The 20,657-nt window shown below is 74.3% G+C and carries 16 protein-coding genes, 1 tRNA gene and 1 pseudogene; 5 read left to right on the forward strand and 13 right to left on the reverse strand.

Translation table 11 applies throughout. From position 1 onward, the window contains the following. Positions 1-83: 83 nt before the first annotated feature. From D5H75_RS08725 to D5H75_RS08735, 4 genes and pseudogenes are all read right to left on the reverse strand, one after another. A complete protein-coding gene (locus D5H75_RS08725) occupies positions 84-1,304 on the reverse strand; it encodes a glycosyltransferase (RefSeq protein ID WP_119925791.1) in 1,221 nt (406 codons plus the stop codon). Beyond that, positions 1,301-2,317 (reverse strand): glycosyltransferase family 9 protein, encoded by a 1,017-nt coding sequence (locus D5H75_RS08730; protein WP_206781952.1) that lies wholly within the window; start codon positions 2,315-2,317, stop codon positions 1,301-1,303. The genes D5H75_RS08725 and D5H75_RS08730 overlap by 4 nt, the downstream gene beginning before the upstream one ends. Before the next feature lie 102 nt (positions 2,318-2,419). Beyond that, a pseudogene (locus D5H75_RS42585) lies at positions 2,420-2,890 on the reverse strand (D-glycero-alpha-D-manno-heptose-1,7-bisphosphate 7-phosphatase); the annotation flags it as partial. 124 nt (positions 2,891-3,014) lie between these two features. Further along, positions 3,015-3,689 carry a FadR/GntR family transcriptional regulator gene (locus D5H75_RS08735; RefSeq protein WP_119925793.1) on the reverse strand — a complete coding sequence of 225 codons (675 nt, stop codon included), beginning with the start codon at positions 3,687-3,689 and terminating at the stop codon, positions 3,015-3,017. 122 nt (positions 3,690-3,811) lie between these two features. Between D5H75_RS08735 and D5H75_RS08740 the strand changes: the two genes are divergently transcribed. From D5H75_RS08740 to D5H75_RS08750, 3 genes are all read left to right on the forward strand, one after another. Then, entirely contained in the window at positions 3,812-5,029 is a 1,218-nt protein-coding gene (locus D5H75_RS08740; RefSeq protein WP_119925794.1) for a CynX/NimT family MFS transporter, read from the forward strand. A 27-nt stretch (positions 5,030-5,056) separates the two neighbouring features. Continuing rightward, complete coding sequence (locus D5H75_RS08745) at positions 5,057-5,746, forward strand: aminoacyl-tRNA hydrolase (protein ID WP_202637936.1); 690 nt, start codon at positions 5,057-5,059, stop codon at positions 5,744-5,746. A 46-nt stretch (positions 5,747-5,792) separates the two neighbouring features. After that, positions 5,793-5,865 (forward strand) — tRNA-Ala (locus D5H75_RS08750). A 65-nt stretch (positions 5,866-5,930) separates the two neighbouring features. Here the strand turns inward: D5H75_RS08750 and D5H75_RS08755 are convergent. The 3 genes from D5H75_RS08755 to rfaE2 are packed head-to-tail and all read right to left on the reverse strand — an operon-like array spanning position 5,931 to position 9,370. After that, a complete protein-coding gene (locus D5H75_RS08755) occupies positions 5,931-6,998 on the reverse strand; it encodes a glycosyltransferase family 9 protein (protein ID WP_119925796.1) in 1,068 nt (355 codons plus the stop codon). Position 6,999: 1 nt separating this feature from the next. Next, positions 7,000-7,797 (reverse strand): glycosyltransferase family 2 protein, encoded by a 798-nt coding sequence (locus D5H75_RS08760; RefSeq protein ID WP_202637937.1) that lies wholly within the window; start codon positions 7,795-7,797, stop codon positions 7,000-7,002. 7 nt (positions 7,798-7,804) lie between these two features. After that, entirely contained in the window at positions 7,805-9,370 is a 1,566-nt protein-coding gene (rfaE2, locus tag D5H75_RS08765; RefSeq protein ID WP_119925797.1) for a D-glycero-beta-D-manno-heptose 1-phosphate adenylyltransferase, read from the reverse strand. Positions 9,371-9,490: 120 nt separating this feature from the next. Here rfaE2 and D5H75_RS08770 point away from each other — a divergent pair, with 120 nt between their 5' ends. Next, complete coding sequence (locus tag D5H75_RS08770) at positions 9,491-9,775, forward strand: hypothetical protein (protein ID WP_119925798.1); 285 nt, start codon at positions 9,491-9,493, stop codon at positions 9,773-9,775. Positions 9,776-9,800: 25 nt separating this feature from the next. On the opposite strand, the gene D5H75_RS08775 is transcribed toward D5H75_RS08770, so the two are convergent. After that, a complete protein-coding gene (locus D5H75_RS08775) occupies positions 9,801-10,484 on the reverse strand; it encodes a GAF and ANTAR domain-containing protein (protein ID WP_119925799.1) in 684 nt (227 codons plus the stop codon). 91 nt (positions 10,485-10,575) lie between these two features. Between D5H75_RS08775 and D5H75_RS08780 the strand changes: the two genes are divergently transcribed. After that, positions 10,576-11,754 carry a PAS domain-containing protein gene (locus tag D5H75_RS08780; RefSeq protein WP_242454100.1) on the forward strand — a complete coding sequence of 393 codons (1,179 nt, stop codon included), beginning with the start codon at positions 10,576-10,578 and terminating at the stop codon, positions 11,752-11,754. A 108-nt stretch (positions 11,755-11,862) separates the two neighbouring features. On the opposite strand, the gene D5H75_RS08785 is transcribed toward D5H75_RS08780, so the two are convergent. The 5 genes from D5H75_RS08785 to D5H75_RS08805 all read right to left on the reverse strand — a co-directional run bounded on the left by D5H75_RS08785 (position 11,863) and on the right by D5H75_RS08805 (position 20,636). After that, entirely contained in the window at positions 11,863-12,582 is a 720-nt protein-coding gene (locus D5H75_RS08785; protein WP_422673510.1) for a SigB/SigF/SigG family RNA polymerase sigma factor, read from the reverse strand. Between the two features lie 199 nt (positions 12,583-12,781). Further along, positions 12,782-14,518, reverse strand: a complete 1,737-nt coding sequence (gene treZ, locus D5H75_RS08790; RefSeq protein WP_119925802.1) for a malto-oligosyltrehalose trehalohydrolase — start codon at positions 14,516-14,518, stop codon at positions 12,782-12,784. 219 nt (positions 14,519-14,737) lie between these two features. Beyond that, positions 14,738-17,068 carry a malto-oligosyltrehalose synthase gene (treY, locus tag D5H75_RS08795; RefSeq protein ID WP_202637939.1) on the reverse strand — a complete coding sequence of 777 codons (2,331 nt, stop codon included), beginning with the start codon at positions 17,066-17,068 and terminating at the stop codon, positions 14,738-14,740. Then, complete coding sequence (gene glgX, locus D5H75_RS08800) at positions 17,058-19,181, reverse strand: glycogen debranching protein GlgX (protein WP_119925803.1); 2,124 nt, start codon at positions 19,179-19,181, stop codon at positions 17,058-17,060. Before glgX ends, treY begins: the two co-directional genes overlap by 11 nt. Positions 19,182-19,277: 96 nt before the next feature. Then, positions 19,278-20,636 (reverse strand): FAD-binding oxidoreductase, encoded by a 1,359-nt coding sequence (locus tag D5H75_RS08805; protein ID WP_119925804.1) that lies wholly within the window; start codon positions 20,634-20,636, stop codon positions 19,278-19,280. Between the last annotated feature and the right edge of the window lie 21 nt (positions 20,637-20,657).

Below are 20,657 nucleotides of genomic sequence, written 5' to 3' on the forward strand. Positions count from 1 at the left end.
CTGGTCTCGCGGCCGGTCTGCCGGTCGCGCGTCGCCTCCGCCGGGTCACCGGGGCGGAGCCTCGCCGCCCGGGCGCGGCCTCTTCACGAGGGCGTCCCGCCCGCCGCCGCCGCGGCCGAGCCGGCTCCCACGAGGCGCGTGTAGACGCCGAGGGTCTCGGTGGCGACCCGGTCCCAGGCGAAGCGGGCGCGGGCCCGGTCCGCCCCGGCGATGCCGTACGCGCCGCGCTTGGTCTGGTCGTCGAGCAGGTCGCGCAGGACCTTGGCGAGCGTCAGCGGGTCGCGCGGGGGCACGTGCACCCCGGTCACGCCGTCGATCACGCTGTCGATGTGGCCGCCGACGGCCGAGGCCACGACGGGCACCCCGCAGGCCATCGCCTCCAGCGGGACCATGCCGAACGGCTCGTACCAGGGCATGGTCACGACGAGGTCGGCCGAGCGGATGAGCGCGGGCACCTCGGAGCGGTCGATCCGGCCGAGCATGCGCAGCCGCTCGCCGACGCCGGCGCGGGCCGCCACGGCCCGGAGCCGGGACGCCTCGGGGTCCAGGTCCAGCTCCTCGGCGGGCGGGCCGCCGGCGACGAGCAGCTCGGCGTGCGGCACCCGGGACAGCGCCTCGATGACGGTGTCCAGGCCCTTGCGCGGGACCAGGCGGCCCAGGCAGACGATCCGGGGGCGGCCGTTCCGCTCCCACGCGGGGCCGTCGGGGGTGAAGGTCTCGACGTCCACGCCGCACGGGATGATGTGGGCGCGGCGGCGCGGGATGCCCATGCGGGCCAGCTCGAACACCTCGTCGCCGCAGGTGGCGATCACCGCGTCGGCGCGCTTGCCGATCGCGGCCTCGGCCTCGATGCGGCCGTCCGGGCTGGTGTCGGCGTCCTTCTGGTAGCGCTTCTTGACCACGCCGAGCGCGTGGAACGTCTGCACGACCGGGATCCCGGTCTCCCGCGCCCCGGCGATGGAGGCCAGGCCGCTCATCCAGAAGTGCGCGTGGACCAGGTCGGGCGGGTTCTCGGCCCAGCGCTCGCCCAGCCAGGCGCCCATGTCGGGGATGTAGGGCAGCAGGTCGTCCTTCGGCAGCTCCTTGGCCGGGCCCGCGGGGACGTGCACGACCTCCACGCCGGGCGCCATGGTGACGCTCTCGGGCAGGTCGGGGTCGTCGCGCCGGGTGTAGACGGCCACCTGGTGCCCCTGTTTCGCCACCGCCTGGGCCAGCGCCGCCACGTGGACGTTCTGTCCGCCCGCGTCGATGCCGCCGATCGTCGCCAGCGGGCTGGCGTGCTCGGAAACCATCGCGATCTTCATCGTGTTACCTCTTCCATGAAGGGCGACGCCACCGGCCGCGCGATGCGGCGGACGGCGTCGACGACGTCGGCGGGGGACACCGAGGACAGGCACGGGTGTCCGGGGACCGGGCAGGTCAGGGCCCGGGTGCCCGCGCAGGGAGCCGTCTGGTCGCCCAGCACGACGCGTGGCACGCCGTACGGGGCCCAGCGCTCGGCCGGCACGGTCGGGGCGAACAGCGACACCACGGGCGCCCCGACGGCGGCGGCCAGGTGGGCGGGGCCGGTGTTGGCCACGACCACGGCCGCCGCGCCGTCGAGGACCGCCGCGAGTTCGGGGAGGTCGAGCTTGCCGCCCAGGTCCACGGCGTCGCGGCCGGCGACGTAGGCGGTCAGCTCGCGTTCGTCGGCGCCTCCGGTGACGACCACCTCCCGGCCCTCGGCCGCGAGCAGCCGTACGGCCCGCGCGAAGTGCTCGCGGGGCCAGGCGCGGGCGGGCGCGGAGGTGCCGGGGTGGACGACGACGTACCCCGGCCCGGCCAGCCCGGACACGTCCGGCAAAGGCCGCCGCACGGCCAGGCCGCGGCCCGCGGCGGGGAACCCGGCGGCCATGGCCAGGGAGAGCATGCGCTCGGACTCGGGCGGGTCGCCGTCCACGCGGTGGCGCAGGTCCAGCAGGGATCCGGGGTAGTCCTCGGAGATCGCGCCGATCCAGGGGACCCCGGCCAGGCGCAGCAGCAGCGCCATCGGCAGCGGCGACTGGTGGAACGAGGTGAGGATGAGGGCGGCGTCGGGTTCCTCGGACCTGACCCGCTCGACGAGCCGGTCCACGTGCGCCGGGTCCACCGGGTCGGGGTCGGCGTCCACCCACGGGGCCGCCCACTCGATCACCCGGTCCGCGCCGGGCAGCAGCTCGGCGGCGGCGCGACCGCGCGGCCCGGCCAGGAGCGTCACGTCGGCCACGGTGGCGACGGCGCGCACGGCGGGCCCGGCCAGCAGCACGTCGCCCAGGCTGTCGGAGCGGGCGACGAGCACCCGCGGCCTGCGGCCGGGCGCGGGCGGGGCGAGCGCGGCCTCGACCGCGGCGGCGATGTCGCCGGCGCGTTCGGGCGCGGCGAGCACCTCGGCGATCAGCGTCACCTTCGTGGGGACGAGGATGCCGCGGGCCCCCGCCGCCTGCGCCGCGCCCATGTCACGGCCGATGTCACCGATGACGACGCAGTCGGCGGGGCGCACGCCCAGGGCGGCGGCGGCCCGCAGGATCAGGCCGGGCATGGGCTTGCGGCAGTCGCAGCCGTCGTCCTCGCCGTGCTCGCAGATCGCCCAGACGTCGAACGGGCCGAGGAGCTCCTCGACCCGGGCGTTGACCGCGCGCAGCTCGTCCCGGCCTATCAGGCCTCTGGCGACCCCCGACTGGTTGGTGACGACCCCGACGGGGACGCCGGCGGCGCGCAGCCGGTCCAGCGCCTCGCGGGCGCCGGGCATGGGCTCGACGCGGCGGGGGTCGGCGTTGTAGGGGACGTCCCGGATCAGCGTGCCGTCGCGGTCGAAGAGCACGGCGGCGGGGTAAGGGTCGGAACGGAAACGGCAGCGCACGCACACCTCCATGGGCCGGTGGGTCCGGCGGGGTGTGCCTGCGGCTTAGGCACCGAGAAGAAGCTTCTCTAGCGCTTTCCCGAGAAGTGCCTCTCAAACGTGATCGATCGCACTCAATCGGCAGAAGCAGCTTCTATCAGTCGAGGCCATCCAGCATGTCGCTGAGATACTCCGACGCCTCGCGGACCGCGCCCTGGGCGTCGCGGGCCCGGATCGCGGCGATCAGCCGGGAGTGGTCGACGTACTTGTCCTCGCACAGCCCCTCCCCCACGCTCCGGCGCAGGGTGGTGCGGATGGCGTCCCCGAGGTCGGCGTAGAGGTCGGCGAGCAGCCGGTTGTGCGCCGCCCGCACGATCAGCTCGTGCAGGCGCACGTCCGCCTCGACGAACCGCTCCACGTCGCCGCCGCTCCAGGCCTGCTCGCGCCGGGCCAGCGCCGCCTCCAGACCGGCCATGTCCGCCTCGGTGCGGCGGCTCGCCGCCCCCCGCGCGGCCTCGACCTCCAGGGCCCGCCGCACCTCCAGGGCCTCGCGCCACTCGGAGTCGGCCACCCGGCGGCGTACGGCGCCCGCCAGCTCGCTCGCGGCGCGCACGAAGGTGCCCGCGCCCTGGCGGATCTCCAGGAGGCCGGCGTGGGCGAGAGCGCGGACGCCCTCGCGGACGGTGTTGCGGCCGACGCCGAGCATGGCCGACAGCTCGGGCTCGGTGGGGATGCGCGAGCCCACGGGCCAGGAACCGGCGGCGATCTCGGCTCTGAGCTGCGCGATCACCTGATCGACCAGTGCGGACCGCTGCGCTGACTGAAGAGCCACGGCCAACCTCCCGATGGGAGCGGGGCGGGACCCGGAATAGGGCCGCCTGCGGATGCGGTTAGTGTAGTCGTTGGTCGAATCATCCCATGATTCGATGATCCCCACCTTGTCAGGAAGTGCCGATGTCTTTGCTTGCCCCCGAGAAGCCAGGTGTCGCGCTGCGCGCCTCCCGCAACGGATCGATGGCCTGGCTGCTGGTCCTGGGAATCGTGCTGGCCGCGCTGAACCTGCGGACCGGGGTGACGAGCGTGGGGCCGCTCCTGGGCGAGATCCGTGACTCACTCGGCCTGTCCGGCGCCTCCACCGGCCTGCTGACCACGCTGCCCGTGCTGATGTTCGCGTCGGTCGGCGCGCTGACGCCCACGCTCGCGCGGCGGTTCGGGGACAGCCGGCTGCTGTTCGCCGCCCTCGGCACCCTCGGCGCGGGCCTGGCGGTGCGCTCGGTCGTGGGCCACGCGGGCGTGTTCCTGCTCGCCAGCGCCGTGGCCCTGGCCGGCGGCGCGGTCGGCAACGTGCTGATCCCGACCCTGATCAAGAAGCACTTCCCGACCCGCGTCGGGCTGATGACCACGGTCTACACGACCGCGCTGGCCGTGGGCACCATGCTCGCCGCCGCCGCGACCGTGCCGATCGAGAAGGCCGCCGGGAGCTGGCACGTCGCCCTCGGCGTGTGGGCCGCGTTCGCCGCGGTCGCCGTCCTGCCCTGGCTCGCGCTGGTCCGCGGCTCCTCGGCCGGGACCGCCGGGCGCTCGCCGTACGGCCTGCGCTTCCTGGTCCGCAGCAAGCTGGCGTGGGCGGTCGCCGGGTACTTCGGCACCCAGTCCCTCGTGGCGTACGTCATGTTCGGCTGGCTCGCCCAGATCCTGCGCGACAACGGCTACTCCGCGGGCGAGGCCGGGGCGCTGCTGTCGCTGTTCACCGGGCTGAGCATCCCGATCTCGCTGGTGCTGCCCGCGCTCACCGCGCGCATGCGGGACCAGCGTCCCGTGGTCGCCGCGCTGGTCGCGCTCTACGTCATCGGCTTCGCGGGCCTGCAGTTCGCGCCCGCCTCGACCATGGCGGTCTGGGTGGTCGTGGTCGCGCTCGGCATGGGCTCGTTCCCGCTGGCGCTGATGATGTTCGCGCTGCGGACCCGCACGGCTCCCGCCACCGCCGCCCTGTCGGCGTTCGGGCAGAGCGTCGGCTACCTCATCGCCGGCGTCGGCCCGCTGCTGGTCGGCGTGCTGTACGAGTCCACCGGCGGCTGGACCGCGCCGTTCGTCCTGCTCTACGCCACGGTCGCCGCGCAGTTGCTGTTCGGGCTGTACGCGGCCCGCGGCCGCTACCTCGAAGACGCCTGACCGGCCCCGATCCCGGAGAATGGTGCTGTGAACGACCCGGACAAGCGCGTGCTCCCACTCGTCGTGCGCATCGAGCGCGCCGCCCCGCCCCAGCGCACCGACGCGCTGGAGGCGGCGGCGCGAGCCGTACTGGCCCTGCTGGACGACCCGCGGGCCCTGTCCGGCGAGTGGGCCGCCGACGTCAAGCTGTGGGAGACCACCGGCATCCGCAAGGTGGTGCGGCGGGCCCGCGGGGCCGAGTGGCGCCGCGTCCTGGACCTGCCCGGCCTCACGGTCACGGTCCGCACCGCCGAGGTCCGGGTCCACCCGCCGGTGCCGCTCGACGCCTGGCCGCGCGACCTGTCGCGCCTGCAGGTCTCCGGCACCGACCTCGCCGACACCGAGGAGCCCGGCCCCTTCGAGCCCCCGGTGATCTGGTTCAACCCCGGGCTCGGCATGACCGCGGGCAAGGCCATGGCCCAGGTCGGCCACGCCGCCCAGCTCGCCTGGTGGGCCACCCCCGAGGAGGCGCGCACGGCGTGGCGCGAGAGCGGCTTCGCGTTGGCCGTGCGCGAGGCCGACCCGGAGCACTGGGCGGCCCTGGAGGACAGCGGCCTGCCGGTGGTGCGCGACGCCGGCTTCACCGAGATCGCCCCCGGCTCCTGCACCGCCGTCGCGGACGCCCCCTGGCTCCCCCGCGGCGCCGACACCGCCTGGGGGCCGCTCCGCCGCTCCTGACGGTCACGAGGACTCCGGAAAGTCGCTAGGATTCTTCTTGCGGCACGGGGCTATGGCGCAGTTGGTAGCGCGCCTCCATGGCATGGAGGAGGTCTGGGGTTCGAATCCCCATAGCTCCACCCCTCGCGGATCCCGCCCGGTCACCGACCGGGCGGGATCTCGCGTTTCCGGGCCCTCCGCGCGTTCAGCGCAGGAGGTCCAGGGCGTGGTGCCGCACGGCCTCGGTGGGGACGTCCGTGACGAAGGAGCAGGTGTGGGAGCACTCGGTCTCCCCGTGGACGCAGTCGGTGCCGCACTCGGGGCAGGCGATGGTCCAGGAGATGAGCGGGCGGTGCCTGGCCCGGTTCTGGGGGCCGGCGAGGATGACGTTGCCGCACCAGTAGACGCCCACGGTGGGGGTGCCGATGGCCTGCGCCACGTGCCGGGGGCCGGTGTCGTTGCTGATCAGCAGGCGCGAGCGCTCGTAGAGGGCGGCCAGGCCGCCGATCGTCAGCTCGTTCACCACCAGGCGGGCCGGGTGGCTCATCTCGGCGGCGACCTTCTCGGCCGTCTCGCGCTCGGGCTCGGTCGCGGTGATGACCACCTCGTGGCCCTCCTCGGCCACCGCGTCCGCCACCGCCGCGAAGCGCTCGGGGGGCCAGCGGCGGCGGGTGTCGCCCGCCCCCGGGTGCACGGCCACCAGCCGGTCGGGGACCTCGCCGAACACCTCGGCCAGCTCCGCGCGGTCGGCGTCGGTCACCGTCAGGCGCGGCTCCACCCGGTCGTGGGGGGACGCGCCCACCAGGGAGACGACCTCCAGGCAGCGCATCGCCTCGTGCTGGTAGGTGAAGTACGGCACCCACAGGTCCAGCATCTCGGCGTCGGGCGTGCGGGCGCCGGCCGTGTGGCGGGCCCCCAGGCCGTTGACGAACGGGTTCGAGGTGCGGCCGCCGCCGTGGAGCTGGATCGCCAGGTCGAACTCCCGCTCCCGCATCGACGCCAGGAACTCGCGGCCCACGGCCGGGTCGCAGTCGTCCGGCCCGGTCAGGCCGGGGATCGGCGGGACCGCGATCACCTCGTCCACCGGGCTCGGCCGGCCCGCCAGGAACCTCGTGTGCCAGTCCAGCCCGAAGAGCGTCACGCGCGCCCGGGGGTAGGCCCGCTTCAGCGCCTCCAGCGCCGGCAGGGTAAGGATGAAGTCGCCGAGGGCGTTGGCGCGCAGGACCGCGATGCTCTCGATCCCCCGCAGCGTGGCGTCGGCCGTGGCGTCCATGTCAGCCCCCCTCGATCACGTAGTCGTAGCACTCGGCGTCGCGCACCGGCACGGTCGTCGGCAGCTCCAGGTGGTACGCCCGGCTCGGGAGCAGCCCCGCCGCGCCGTACCGCTCCATGACCCGCAGCTCGGCCACCACGTCCTCGCCGGAGTGCACGGGCGGGACCTCGGTCCAGAAGTCGAAGCCCCCGCACTCGGCGAGCTTCTCCCGGTCGTAGAACACGCATCCCCCGATCCATGCGATCTTGTACGGTTGCCACGCCCGGCCGTCCCCCACGCGTTCGGCCAGGTGGGTGAGGTTGGCGGCGTTGTGCAGCCGGTGCCGGTCCCACGCGGGGGTCCCCCGGCGCACCCGCTCCGGCCGCACCTCGCCGGTCCACTCCTCGTAGATCTGCTCGTGCGGGCGGCGGTCCCCCAGGTACGACAGGCCCTGGACGGCGAAGCCGACGAAGCCGCAGTCCAGCGTGGCGAGCGCGTCGGTCAGCACGCCCAGCGCGGACGGCTCCAGCCACACGTCGTCGTCGAGGAACAGCGCCCGCTTGCGCTCGGCCCGCGACAGCAGGAACGCTCGCTGCTGCGCCAGCCCCCGCCGGGGCAGGTTGCGCTCCAGCGACACCGGGCGGCCCGAGTGCTCCACGAGCCGGATCGCGGTCGCCACCAGCGGATCGGCGGCGACGGGCGTGTCCGACTGGTCGGCGATCACGACACGGAAGTCCGGCAGCGACTGCGCGGCCAGGCCGCTCAGGGTCATGGCGAGCGCGTGCGGCCGGTCCCTGGTGGGGACGAGGACGTCGATCACTTGGCCATCACCGGGTGCGGATCCGCTCGATGATGGAGGTCGTGGACCGGTCCTGGACGTACTCCACGATGCGCACCTCGCCGCCGAGCCGTTCGACGACCGGCGTCTCCGGCAGCATCTGCGGGGTGTAGTCGCCGCCCTTGACGTACACGTCGGGCCGGACCATCTCCAGCACCCGCACCGGGCTGTCGTCCTCGAACACCGTCACGTAGTCCACGCACCCGAGCGCGGCGAGCACGGCGGCCCGGTCCTCGACCGGGTTGATGGGCCGCTCGGGGCCCTTCAGCCGCGCCACGCTGGCGTCGCTGTTGACGGCCACGACCAGGACGTCGCCCAGCCGCCGGGCCTCCTCCAGGTAGCTGACGTGCCCGGCGTGCAGCACGTCGAAGCAGCCGTTGGTGAACACCACGCGCGCCCCGCCCGCGCGGTGGGCGTCCACGCGGCGCGCCAGCTCCTCGGGCGGCACGACCGGCCCCTCGGCGGCGCGCAGCTCGCGCAGCAGGTCCCGCCGCGAGCAGACCGCCGTCCCCGCGCGCAGCACCACCACGGCGGCGGCGCACTGGGCGATGTCGGCGGCGGCCTCCGGCGGCCCCCCGCACGCCAGCCCGAGCGCGAACGCGGCCGTGAACGTGTCCCCCGCGCCCACCGCCGACAGCTCCGGCGCGGGCGTGCAGTAGGTCCGGTGCGGGTCGGCGCCGCGCCGCAGCAGCAGCGACCCCTCGGCGTCCAGCGTGACCACGGCCATGTCGGCCCCGCAGGCGTCCAGCACGGCGTCGGCGTTCTCGCTCACGTAGGCGATCCGGTCGCGCCGCGTCCCGCCCGCCCCCCGGTGTCCCGGCCGGCCGTACGCCGGGGGCTCGGGCCTCTTGAAGGCCGAGGGGTCGGTGTTCCGGAACGGCGTGGCGTCCTCGGGGCGTACGGCGGGCCCGCCCGCGAGCAGGCGCTGCGCCTCGGCGAAGCTGGGGACGACGGCCGTGGCGCGGTGTCCCCGCCAGGCGGACACGTCGTGCGCGTCCACGATCAGCGGCACGCCGTCGACGCGGGCGACCGCGGCCGCCACCGCCTTGTCGGCCGTGCCGAGGCCGTAGTCGCAGACGACGACGGCGGCGCAGCCGTCACCGGCGGCCTCGATGCGCCCGGCCAGCGCGGCCCCGGCGCTCCCGGGCAGCGGCCCGTCCTGCTCCTGGTCGTAGCGGGCCACCACCTGGCCGCCGGTGAGCAGGCGGTTCTTGGCGGGCGTGGTGCGGCCCGGGATCTCGACGAGGTACTCGTCGGAGACGCCGCGCGCACGCAGCGCGCGGCGCAGCGCGTGGCCGACGGGATCGTCGCCGACCGCGGCGACGAGGCGCACGTCGGCGCCCAGCGCGGCCAGGTTCGCGGCCGTGTTGCCCGCGCCGCCGGGGGTCTCCTCGGCGTGGTCCACGCTGACGACGGGGACGGGGGCCTCCCGGCCCAGGCGCTTGGCGGGGCCGCTCAGCCAGCGGTCCAGCACCACGTCGCCGACCACGAGTACCGGGGATCCGGCGAACTGGGAGACCAGGTGCCTGTGAGTACTGAGATCTGGCGTAACCACGGGGCACGCTTACCCGGAGTAGGAGAAGTGAAACAGCGGGGAACGTGGCTGAAAGGAAGGGTAGATCAGGATTTTCCCGGGTAGCGGGCGACCATCCGACGCGCCGGGAAGGGCAACGCCGTGGGTCAGGATCAGCACGCCGGGAACGACGACTACCTCCGTGCCACGGAGATCGCCGAGCTCGCGGAGAAACACGTGCGGCGGGCCCGGGACAACACGCGGCGGGTGCAGGAGGTCATCGCCGAGCAGCGCGCGGAGCTGGCCGCGGCCCACGACGAGCTGGCGGCCCTGCACGAGACCCTGGCCAAGGCCCCGGGCGCCGACGCGCCCGTCCACCTGGCCCGCGTCGAGTTCCACCGCGCCCGCGCCGCCGCGCTCCGCCAGGACGCCTCCCCGTACCCGTGACCGCCGCCGGCCGGCGGGCCTGCGCTCAGCGGCGTTTGAGCTGGTCCTCCACCAGGCGGCGGGCCACGTCGGCCACCCGGACCTGGTGGCGCTGGGAGACCTTGCGCAGCTCCTCGAAGGCCGTGTCCGCGTCGCAGCCCTTGGCGCCCATGAGGATGCCCTTGGCCTGGTCGATCTCGGCCCGCGAGGTGAGCGCCTCGCGGAGCTGGAGGGTCTCCGAGCGCAGGAAGTCGTAGTCCAGGCTGTTGGCCAGCGCCACCGCCATGTGCGCGGCGACCATCTCGGCCAGGCGCTCGTCGAACTCCTGCGGCCGCGCGCCGTACACCCCGAGCGCGGCGGAGGACTCCCCCACCCGCATCGGCAGGATCAGCGCCGAGCGGACGCCGTGCCGTACGGCCGAGCGGGCGTAGGCGGGCCAGCGGTCGTCCCGCATCAGGTCGGGGGCGGTCACCCGGCGCGCGCGGCGGACGGCCTCGCGGGAGGGGCCCTCGCCGAGGGCGCGCTCGCGGGCCAGCAGGCGGGCCAGGCCGCTGTGCGAGGCCGCCGAGCGGATCACCCGCCCGTCGTCCCAGATCTGGATGGTCCCCCCGGAGCATCCGGCGATGCCGGTCACGGCCAGCGCGGTGACGCGGTGCAGGACCGTCTCGATGGACGCCGTCCCGACCCGGGTCAGGGCCGCGAGATCGTGCGCGAGTCGTTCGGTAAACATTTCCCCCGACGCATGTCCGATGGGTTCGGCCCTAAACCGGTTCGGGCGTAACTTGCCAGGAAGCGGAGAAGAAGCAGAGCGTGTGGTGTCGATGCCGATTGGGGGTGCGGTGGAGATCTCGGACCTGGAGGCGGAACTGAGCGCGCTGGGCGGACGGATGTCCGCGCTGCGGCAGACATACGGGAGCCCGGCCGACGAGATCCAGGGGGCGCTCGACGCGATCCTGCTCGAACTGGACGCGGCCGAGGAGCTGATCCGGGCCTGCATCGCCGAGATCCGCGACAAGGACCGGTCGGGCCGGCGGCGGGGCGGGACGGCCGAGCGCGAGCACCGCCTCCTGCGGCAGGCCTTCCGGGACCTGCCGATACCGCTGTTCCTGCTGGACGGCAAGGGCGCCGTGCGCCGGGTCAACAACGAGGGGGCCGCGCTGCTGGGCTTCCTCGTCGGCTACCTGACCGGCAAGTCGTTCCCGCTGTTCGTGGATCTCTCCCACCGGGCCGTCTTCCGATCGCACCTGTCGGCGGTGCTGCGCACGGGGACGCGCGCGGCGTTCGACACCCGCGTCATCCGGGGCTCCCGCACCCAGGAGGTACGGCTGGCGCTGGCCCCGCTCACCGTCTCCACCGAGCCGGAACCGCTGGTCACGGTCATCGCGATGCCTCCGGGGGGCGAGGCCGCGGCCGTGCCGGGGACCGCGCGCCCGGCCGCCGGGGAGGAGGCCGGGGAGGACGAGGCCCCGGCGGTGGCGGCGGCCCGCAGGCTCGACGTCATGACCCGGATGTCGCGGCTGCTGCTGTCCTCGCCGCGCGAGCCGCGGACGCTGGCCCCGGCCGCCGAGCTCCTCGCCGAGGACTTCGCGGACTGGGTGGTGGCCGACCTGACCGGCGAGGGCCGCGAGGTGGCCGGACCCGACTCCGACCTGCGCAAGGTCCTCGGCCAGCTCGACCCGGCCGCCGCGCCCGCGGTGCGCGAGGCGCTGGAGACCGGCACGTCCCGGCTGCACGAGCTGATCGGCGACGAGGGGCTGCTCGGCACCCTCCCGGAGGGCCGCCCGGTGCTGCCCGCCCTGGACGCCCGCAGCGTGCTGACGGTGCCCATCGCCGGCCGCGAGGCCGCCTCCCCGGCCCTCCGCGGCGGCGGCGCGGGCCCGCTGGGCGCGCTCACGCTGGTCCGGGTCGCCGGGCACGAGCCGTTCGGCCTCGCCGACCTGGGCCTGGCCGAGGACCTGGGCGAGCACCTGGCGCTCTTCCTGTCCCGACCGGCCCCCTGACCCCCGTCCCGCCCGGCCCCCTGACCCGGCCGTGCCCCGGGAAGAGGGCACGGGCACGGCGGGGCGCTCCCGTCCGCGTGGGACGGGGGCGCCCCGCCGTACGGGCGGTCAGGGCGTGCCGAGGAGCTCGGCCCGGAGCTGGTGGAGCGTGCGGGCCAGCAGGCGGCAGACGTGCATCTGGGACATCCCGATGTCGTCGGCGATCTCCTGCTGGGTCTTGTTGCCGTAGAAGCGCAGCAGCAGGATGCGGCGCTCGCGCGGCGGCAGGTGCTCCAGGGCCGGTTTGAGCGCCTCGCGGAACTCCACCAGGTCCAGCTCCCGGTCCGGCGAGCCGAGCAGGTCCAGCATGGACGGCTCGTCGTCGCCCTCGTCCACCGGCCGGTCCAGCGAATACGTGGAGTAGCCGGCGTCGGCCATGATCGTCTCGTGCACCTCCTCCTCGGTGCAGCCCATCTCCGCGCACAGCTCCGACGGCGTCGGACTGCGCCCGAGGACCTGGGTCAGCAGGTTGCGGGCGTGCCGCAGCTCCCCGCGCCGCTCCTGGAGCCGGCGCGGCGGCCGGACCGCCCAGGTCAGGTCGCGGAAGTGCTTCTTCAGCTCCCCGATGATCGTCGGGATGGCGTAGGTCTTGAACGTGTTGCCGCGGGACGGGTCGAACCTGTCCACGGCCTTGATCAGCGCGACGTTGCCGACCTGCACCAGCTCTTCGAGGCTCTCACCGCGGCCGGTGAACCGGACCGCGATCTGCCGCACCATGGGCATGTAGGACTCGATCAGCTCGGCCCGCGCGCGCTGGTACGCCGGAGTGCCCTCCGGGTGCCGGGTCAGCTCGCGGAACCGCTCGTCGCCGTCGGCCTCGCGCTGCTGCGGGCCTGTGTCCGGCGTGCCTGGGTCCGGCGTGCCTGTGTCCAGTGTTCCTGGGTCAAGCGTTTCTGTGTCCACCGGGGACTCACCTCGCCGGTGACGCCTTGGTGACGAGTTTTAGGCCACCGCTTCTCGGGCCTGTCCATGTCGTCCTGTACCCATGCTAAGCCGACAGGATCGCGAGCGATGAGGGGGGCATGCTCAGGACGCCCCCGGCCGCCCGCACGCCCTCCGCCGAGGCGAGCAGGACCTCGCCCGCGCCGGCGTCCAGCCGTACCGGATCGGCGCCCAGGTTGGCGGCCACGCGCAGGTTCCCCCGGCGCAGCACGATCCAGCGGGCGTCCTCGTCGTACTCGGCGTGGACCCGGTCGAGCCGCGCGTCGGTCAGCTCCGGCCGGGCGCGCCGCAGCGCGATCAGGGCGCGGTACCACTCCAGGACGTCGCGGTGCCCGGGCCGCTCCGGCTCGCTCCAGTCCAGCTTGGAGCGCACGAACGTCAGCTCGTCCCCGGGGTCGGGGGCCTTCTCCGCCCAGTCGTCGTAGCCGAACCCCTCGAACTCGCGCCGCCGCCGCTCGCCCTCGCCCTCGCGCAGCTCCGGCTCGACGTGGTCGGTGAAGAACAGCCACGGCGTGCGCGCCCCCCACTCCTCGCCCATGAACAGCATCGGCGTGTACGGCGAGGCCAGCAGCAGACCGGCGGCGACCTTGAGCCGGTCGGGGGTGGTGAGCACGGCCAGCCGGTCCCCGGTGGCGCGGTTGCCGATCTGGTCGTGGTTCTGCACGCAGCACACGAACCGGTGGCCCGGCGTGCCCGCCCGGTCCACCGGCCGCCCGTGGCCGCGCCGGCGGAACGTGGAGTAGCCGCCGTCGTGCACGAACGCCGAGGTCAGCGCCTTGGCCAGCACAGACATGGGGCCGAAGTCCACGTAGTAGCCGTGCCGCTCCCCGGTCACCGCCGCGTGGATCGCGTGGTGCACGTCGTCGTCCCACTGCGCCGCCAGGCCGTACCCGCCGGCCTCGCGCGGCGTGATCAGCCGGGGGTCGTTCAGGTCGGACTCGGCGATCAGCGTGAGCGGCCGCCCCAGGTGCGCGGACAGCGCGTCCACCTCGACGGCGAGCTCCTCCAGCAGGTGCACGGCCCGGGAGTCCACGAGGGCGTGGACGGCGTCCAGCCGCAGCCCGTCGAGGTGGTAGTCGCGCAGCCAGGACAGGGCGTTCTCGACGAAGTACCGGCGCACCTCGTCCGAGCCCGGCCCGTCCAGGTTGACCGCCTGGCCCCAGAAGCTCGCCGCGGCCGGGTTGAAGTACGGCCCGAAGGGCGCCAGGAAGTTCCCCGACGGCCCCAGGTGGTTGTAGACGACGTCCAGCAGCACGCCGAGCCCGGCCCGGTGGCAGGCGTCCACGAACCGCTTCAGCCCGTCGGGCCCGCCGTACGGCTCGTGCACGGCGTACAGGTCCACGCCGTCGTACCCCCAGTTGTGGTGCCCGGGGGTGGGCGCCACGGGCAGGATCTCCACGAGGTCCACGCCCAGGTCCACCAGGTGCGGCAGCCTGGCGGCGGCCGAGTCGAACGTGCCCTCCGCCGTGAACGTGCCGATGTGCAGCTCGTAGATCACCGCCCCCGGCAGGGCCCGCCCCCGCCACCCGCCGTCCGTCCAGGCGAACCGCCCGTGCTCGTAGACGCGGCTCACCCCGTGCACGCCGTACGGCTGCCGCCGGCTCCTCGGGTCGGGCAGCGGGTCTCCGCCGTCCAGCCGGAACGCGTAGTCGTCCCCGTGCCCGGCCTCCGGCACCTCCGCCGCCCACCACCCCGGCCGCCCGGCCCGCGCCATCGCGTGCCGCCGCCCGCCGGTCTCCACCTCGACCAGCCCCGCCTCAGGGGCCCACACCTCGAACCTCATCCCGCCCTCCGCTCGCCGTCCCTGGCCCGTCCCTGGCCCGTTCCTCTTCCCGCCTCCGGCCCCGCCCATCCCCGCTCCCCGGCCCGCCCGCCCGCTCCTGGGCCCGCCCGCTCCGGGGCCGGCCGTTCCGCTTCCCGGCCCCCTCCGGCGGCCGGCGGCCCGCGCGCCGGCTCCGCGCGCCGCCGCGTGCTCACGCCCGCCCGTGCCCCTCGGTCACGGTCAGCGGGGCCCGCCGCCGGCGCGGACGAGCAGGGCGACCGGGAGGGCGGACAGGAGGTCGCGGAGGAGCGGGGCGCCCTCGTGCTCGCGGCCGGTGAGGACGTCGCGCCAGCGGCCCCCGGGCAGGGGCAGCCGGGTGTCCCCCCAGCCGCCGCGGCGCTCCAGCCGCACCGGGAACCGCGTGACCACCGCGCACGCCGTGCCCCGGGAGAAGGCCAGCGCGTGGCCCGCCGCCTCGCCCTCGGCGCGCAGGGGTGTGTACGGCGCGGCGGGGGCCAGCTCACGCCGTACGCGCAGGGCCCGGGAGGTGACGAGGAGCTTGGCGGCGTCCCAGGACGGCGGCACGCCCGGCGACGGCGCGGCCAAGCCGTCGAGGAGGACGCGGCGGCGCACGAAGTCCACCGGGCGGCGGTTGTCCGGGTCCACCAGGGAGAAGTCCGTGGTCTCGGTGCCCTGGTAGACGTCGGGCACGCCGGGGATCATGAGCTGCACGAGCTTCTGGCCCAGCGAGTTGACCCGGGCGTACGGGTCGATCCGCGCGGTGAACTCCCCGACCGGCAGCAGCACGGCCCGGGCCGCGAAGTCGCGCAGCCCCTCCTCGTAGTCGGGGTCGGGCCTGATCCAGGAGATCGCGGTCTTGGCCTCCCGCGCCGCCTTGAGCAGGTAGTCGGTGAGCCGCTCGCGGCCGATGGGCCAGGCGGCGGCGAGGTTCTGCCAGGCCAGGTAGTCCAGCGCGGGGTCGAAGGAGAGCTTGTCCGACCACTCCCCCACCGCCCCGCCCCACTCCTCCGGCAGCTCGGCCAGCACGGCGAGCCGCGCGCGCACGTCCTCCGAGCGCTTGGTGTCATGGGTGGACAGCGTGGTCATCGTGTGCGGCCACGCGTCCGCCAGCCGCGCGCAGAACGCGTGGAAGTCCGCGGGGGACACGGCGAACAGGTTGGGCTCGCCGCCGACCTCGTTGAGGCAGGCCAGCGGGTACCACCGGTAGAGGGCGGTGTCCTCCACGCCCTTGGCCATGACGGGGCCGCAGGTCTGCTGGAAGCGCACCACGGTCTCGGGGTCGCCGCGCAGCACGGCGTCCGCCAGCTCCGGCGTCCCGGCGCGGTCGGCGGCCCGCCGTACGATCTCCTCGGCCTCGGGCGGGACAGGCTCGCCGGGGACGACGTAGGCGCGGTAGACGGGCATGGCGGCGAGCAGCTCCGCGGCCGCGCGCGGGTCGAGGCCCAGCCGCTCGATCTCGCGGCGGAAGAACAGGTCGATGACCTCGCGCTTGGACTCCAGGGCGACCTGCTCGTAGTCGGGGGCCGCGCCGGTCCGCCGGACGAACAGGTCGAGCAGCGGGGCCTCCCCCTCCGGGTCCACGAAGATCCGGGTGATCATGTTGAGGACGTCGTAGCCGGTGGTGCCGTCGCAGGGCCAGTCGGCGGGCAGGCGCTCGCCGCCGACCAGGATCTTCTCCACCACCGTCCACACCGGGGCGCGCTCGCGCAGCCCGCGCAGGTAGCCGCGCGGGTCGGCGAGGCCGTCGGGGTGGTCCACGCGCAGGCCGTCCACCAGCCCCTCGGAGAGCGCGTTGAAGATCACCTCGTGGGTGGCGGCGAACACCGACGGGTCCTCCACGCGCAGCCCGATCAGGCCGGAGACGTCGAAGAAGCGCCGGTAGCCGGGGCCCTCGCGCCAGTCGGCGAGGCGGTAGTGGCCGGGGCGGGGGAACACGTGGTCGTGGTAGCGCAGCAGGTCGCCGTCGGGCTCGGGCTCGTCGGCCGGGTCGCCCAGGACGGGGAGCGTGAAGCGGCCCTCCTCGTCCCAGTCGATGTCGAACCAGGGGGCGTACGGCGAGGTGCGGCCGTCCTTCAGCACCGACCACAGGGCCGGGTTGAGGGATTCGGGGACCGGCACGGCCATGTGGTTGGGCACGATGTCCACGACCACGCCGATGCCCAGCGCGCGCAGGCGGCGGGCCATGTCCCGGAACGCCTCCTCGCCGCCGAACTCCGCGCGGATCCGGCCGTGGTCCACCACGTCGTACCCGTGCCGGGACGCGGGGACGGCCTGGAGCACCGGCGACAGGTAGACGTGCGTGACGCCGAGCGCGGCCAGGTAGCCGCCCAGCGCGGCCACGTCGGCGAAGCCGAAGTCCGGGGTGAGCTGGAAGCGGTACGTGGACCGGGGCGGCGCGGGCGGGCCGCCGCCCTCGGAAGGCGTGGCGCCGCTCCCGGAAGGCGCGCTCCCGCCCGCGTGAGGCGTGCCGCGGCCGTGCGAAGGCGTGCCGCGGCCGTGCGGAGGCGTGCCGCCGTCCTCGGGAGGCGTGCCGCGGCCCTCAGACGACACGCCGCAGCACCTTGATCGAGCGGCCGGGGACGGGCAGGTCGTCGCCCGCCTTGTACGGGCGCGACTCCACGGGGATCGGGTTCGCGGTGTCGATCTCGGGCGCCCACATCTCGCCGAACACCTCCGGAATCGTGAACTCGACCACGTCGTGATAGGCGTTGAACAGCAGCAGGAACGAGTCGTCGGTGATCCGCCGGCCCCACCGGTCCGGCTCGGTGATCGCGTCGCCGTTCAGGAAGACCCCCAGCGACCGGGCGTTCCCGTCGCTCCAGTCGGCGTCGGTCATCTCCTGCCCGGACGGCGTCAGCCACGCGATGTCGCTCAGCGGCTCGGCCCCCGGGTCGCTCAGCCCCTTGGGCGGCCGCCCCTGGAAGAACCGCCGCCGCCGGAACACCGGGTGCTCGTGCCGCAGCCGGGCCAGCCTGCGCGTGAACTCCAGCAGCAGCCAGTTCTCCCGCGCGGCCTCCCAGTCGATCCAGGCGATCTCGTTGTCCTGGCAGTAGGCGTTGTTGTTGCCGTGCTGGGTGCGGCCCAGCTCGTCGCCGTGGCAGATCATCGGGACGCCCTGGGACACGAACAGCGTCGTCAGCATGTTGCGCTTCTGCTGCTCGCGCAGCGCCACGACGTCCAGGCTCTCGGTCGGGCCCTCCACCCCGCAGTTCCAGGAGCGGTTGTCGTCGCTCCCGTCGCGGTTGTTCTCCCCGTTGGCCTCGTTGTGCTTGTGGTCGTACGACACCAGGTCGTGCAGTGTGAACCCGTCGTGGCAGGTCACGAAGTTGATCGAGGCGCTGGGACGGCGGCCGTCGAGCTGGTAGAGGTCGCTGGAGCCGGTCAGCCGCGAGGCGAACTCCGGCAGCGTCCCCGGCCGCCCGCGCCACAGGTCGCGCACGTTGTCGCGGTAGCGGCCGTTCCACTCGGTCCAGCGGGGCGGGAAGTTGCCCACCTGGTACCCGCCCGGGCCGACGTCCCAGGGCTCGGCGATGAGCTTGACCTGGGAGATCACCGGGTCCTGCTGGACCAGGTCGAAGAACGCCGACAGCCGGTCCACCTCGTGGAACTGCCGGGCCAGCGTCGCGGCCAGGTCGAACCGGAACCCGTCCACGTGCATCTCGGTCACCCAGTACCGCAGCGAGTCCATGATCATCTGGAGCGTGTGCGGGTGGCGCATGAGGAGGCTGTGGCCGGTGCCCGTGGTGTCCATGTAGTACCGCTTGTCGTGGTCCACGAGCCGGTAGTACGCCGCGTTGTCGATGCCCCGGAAGCTCAGCGTCGGCCCCAGGTGGTTGCCCTCGGCGGTGTGGTTGTAGACCACGTCGAGGATGACCTCGATGCCCGCCTCGTGGAGGGCCTTGACCATGCCCTTGAACTCGGCGACCTGCTCCCCCAGCTCCCCGGAGGAGGAGTACCGGTTGTGCGGGGCGAAGAACCCGATCGTGTTGTAGCCCCAGTAGTTGCGCAGCCCCCGGTCCTCCAGCGCGTGGTCGGACACGAACTGGTGCACCGGCATCAGCTCCAGCGCCGTCACCCCCAGCGACCGCAGGTGCTCGATGACCTCCGGGTGCCCGAGCGCGGCGTACGTGCCCCGCATGTCCTCGGGCACGCGCGGATGCCGGATCGTCATCCCGCGCACGTGCGCCTCGTAGATCACCGTGTCGTTGTACGGCGTGCGCGGCGGCCTGTCGTGCCCCCAGTCGAAGTACGGGTTGATCACCACCGAGCGCATCGTGTACGGCGCGGAGTCGGCGTCGTTGCGCAGCCTCGGCTGGCCGAAGTGGTAGCCGTACAACGCCTCGTGCCAGTCGATCTCGCCCTCGATCGCCTTGGCGTACGGGTCCAGCAGCAGCTTGTTCGGGTTGCACCGGTGCCCCTCGGCCGGTTGGTACGGCCCGTGCACGCGGTAGCCGTACCGCTGGCCGGGGCCGACGCCGGGGAGGAAGCAGTGCCAGATGGACCCCTCCACCTCGGTGACGCGGACCCGCTCCTCCCTGCCCCGCTCGTCGAACAGGCACAACTCGACCCGCTCGGCCACCTCCGAGAACAACGCGAAGTTCGTCCCCGTCCCGTCATAGGTCGCACCGAGCGGATATGCGTCTCCCGGCCAGACTTCGATCACTCCACGCCCTCCCGAGTCGAGGAGGACATGCCCGGAAAACCCGTGGATTACCCGGTTCCCGGGGCGAGAAGGGTGTGGCGCCCGCCCCGCGCGACGTCAGATGGCCTTTCCGGGGTTGAGGATGCCGTTGGGGTCCAGCGCCGCCTTGATCGCGTGCTGTACGGCGAGGCGGTCGTCGCCGAGTTCGAGCCCGAGCCAGCGGCGCTTGAGCACGCCCACGCCGTGCTCGCCGGTGAGGGTGCCGCCGAGATCGAGCGCGCCCTGGAAGATCTCGTCGGCGGCGGCCCAGACGGGCGCCGGCACCTCGCTCTCGCCCCGGTCGAAGACGAACAGCGGGTGCAGGTTGCCGTCGCCGGCGTGGGCGACGGTCAGGACGGTCACGTCGTGCCCGCTCGCGGCCTTCTCGATACGGGCGATCATCTCCGGCACCTTGGAGCGGGGCACGCACACGTCCTCGACCAGGCAGTGCCCGAGGCGCTCGCTCGCGTGGTAGGCCATCCGGCGGATGCCGAGGAGCTCGTCGGACTCGGCGCGGTCCTCCGACACCGCCACCGCCGTCGCCCCCGCGGCCTCGAACAGCGCCGCCATCCGCGCGGCGGGCTCGCGCGGCTCGGCCACGTCCACCTGCCCGATCAGCATGGCCGCGGTGTCGTCCTCGACGCCGATGTTCTTCCAGTCGTCGATGGCCAGCAGCGTCGCCCGGTCCACGAGCTCCAGCAGACTGGGCTCGATCCCGGCCGCGACCACCGCCGCCACGGCCTCCCCGGCGGCGACCATGCTCGGGAACGTCCCGGCCACGGTCACCGGCTCGGCCGAGGGCGCGGGCCGCAGCCTCAGCGTCGCCCCGGTGATCACCCCGAGCGTCCCCTCGGACCCCACGAACAGGCCGGTCAGGTCGTATCCGGTCACCCCCTTGACCGTCCGCCCGCCGGTGTTGATCACCTTCCCCCCGGCGAGCACGACCTCCAGCCCGAGCACCGACTCGCGCGTCACGCCGTACTTCACGCACCGCAGCCCGCCGGCGTTCGTGGCCAGGTTCCCCCCGAGCGTGGAGATCTCATGGCTCGACGGGTCCGGGGCGTACATCAGCCCGTGCGCCCGCGCCGCCCGGTCCAGGTCGGCGTTGATCACCCCCGGCTCCACCACGGCGTACTGGTCGGCGGTGTTCAGCTCGCGGATCGCGTTCATCCGGGCCAGCGAGAGCACCACGGACCCGTCGGTGGCGGTCGCCCCGCCCGCCAGCCCCGTCCCGGCCCCGCGCGGCACCACCGGCACCCGGTTCTCATCGGCCCAGGCCAGCGTCACGGCCACGTCCTCGGTGGACCGTGCCAGCACCACCCCCAGCGCCTCCCCCGGCACCACGAACGTCTGGTCCCGGCTGTACGAGGCCACCACCCCGGGATCGCCGACGACGACCCCCTCGGCCAACCGCTCCGCCAGCCCCTCGATCCCCATCAACCCCACACCCTTCCTCCA

Origin of the sequence: Bailinhaonella thermotolerans (assembly GCF_003594875.1) — a bacterium.
Classification (GTDB): Bacteria; Actinomycetota; Actinomycetes; order Streptosporangiales; family Streptosporangiaceae; genus Bailinhaonella; species Bailinhaonella thermotolerans.

What these genes read in the sequence shown, in the direction of transcription:
- D5H75_RS08780 (WP_242454100.1), top strand. Translation starts at nt 10,576, where the DNA reads ATGCCGATTGGGGGTGCGGTGGAGATCTCGGACCTGGAGGCGGAACTG.
- D5H75_RS08740 (WP_119925794.1), top strand. Translation starts at nt 3,812, where the DNA reads ATGTCTTTGCTTGCCCCCGAGAAGCCAGGTGTCGCGCTGCGCGCCTCC.
- D5H75_RS08775 (WP_119925799.1), bottom strand. Translation starts at nt 10,484, where the DNA reads ATGTTTACCGAACGACTCGCGCACGATCTCGCGGCCCTGACCCGGGTC.
- D5H75_RS08725 (WP_119925791.1), bottom strand. Translation starts at nt 1,304, where the DNA reads ATGAAGATCGCGATGGTTTCCGAGCACGCCAGCCCGCTGGCGACGATC.
- D5H75_RS08805 (WP_119925804.1), bottom strand. Translation starts at nt 20,636, where the DNA reads ATGGGGATCGAGGGGCTGGCGGAGCGGTTGGCCGAGGGGGTCGTCGTC.
- D5H75_RS08755 (WP_119925796.1), bottom strand. Translation starts at nt 6,998, where the DNA reads ATGGACGCCACGGCCGACGCCACGCTGCGGGGGATCGAGAGCATCGCG.
- treZ (WP_119925802.1), bottom strand. Translation starts at nt 14,518, where the DNA reads ATGAGGTTCGAGGTGTGGGCCCCTGAGGCGGGGCTGGTCGAGGTGGAG.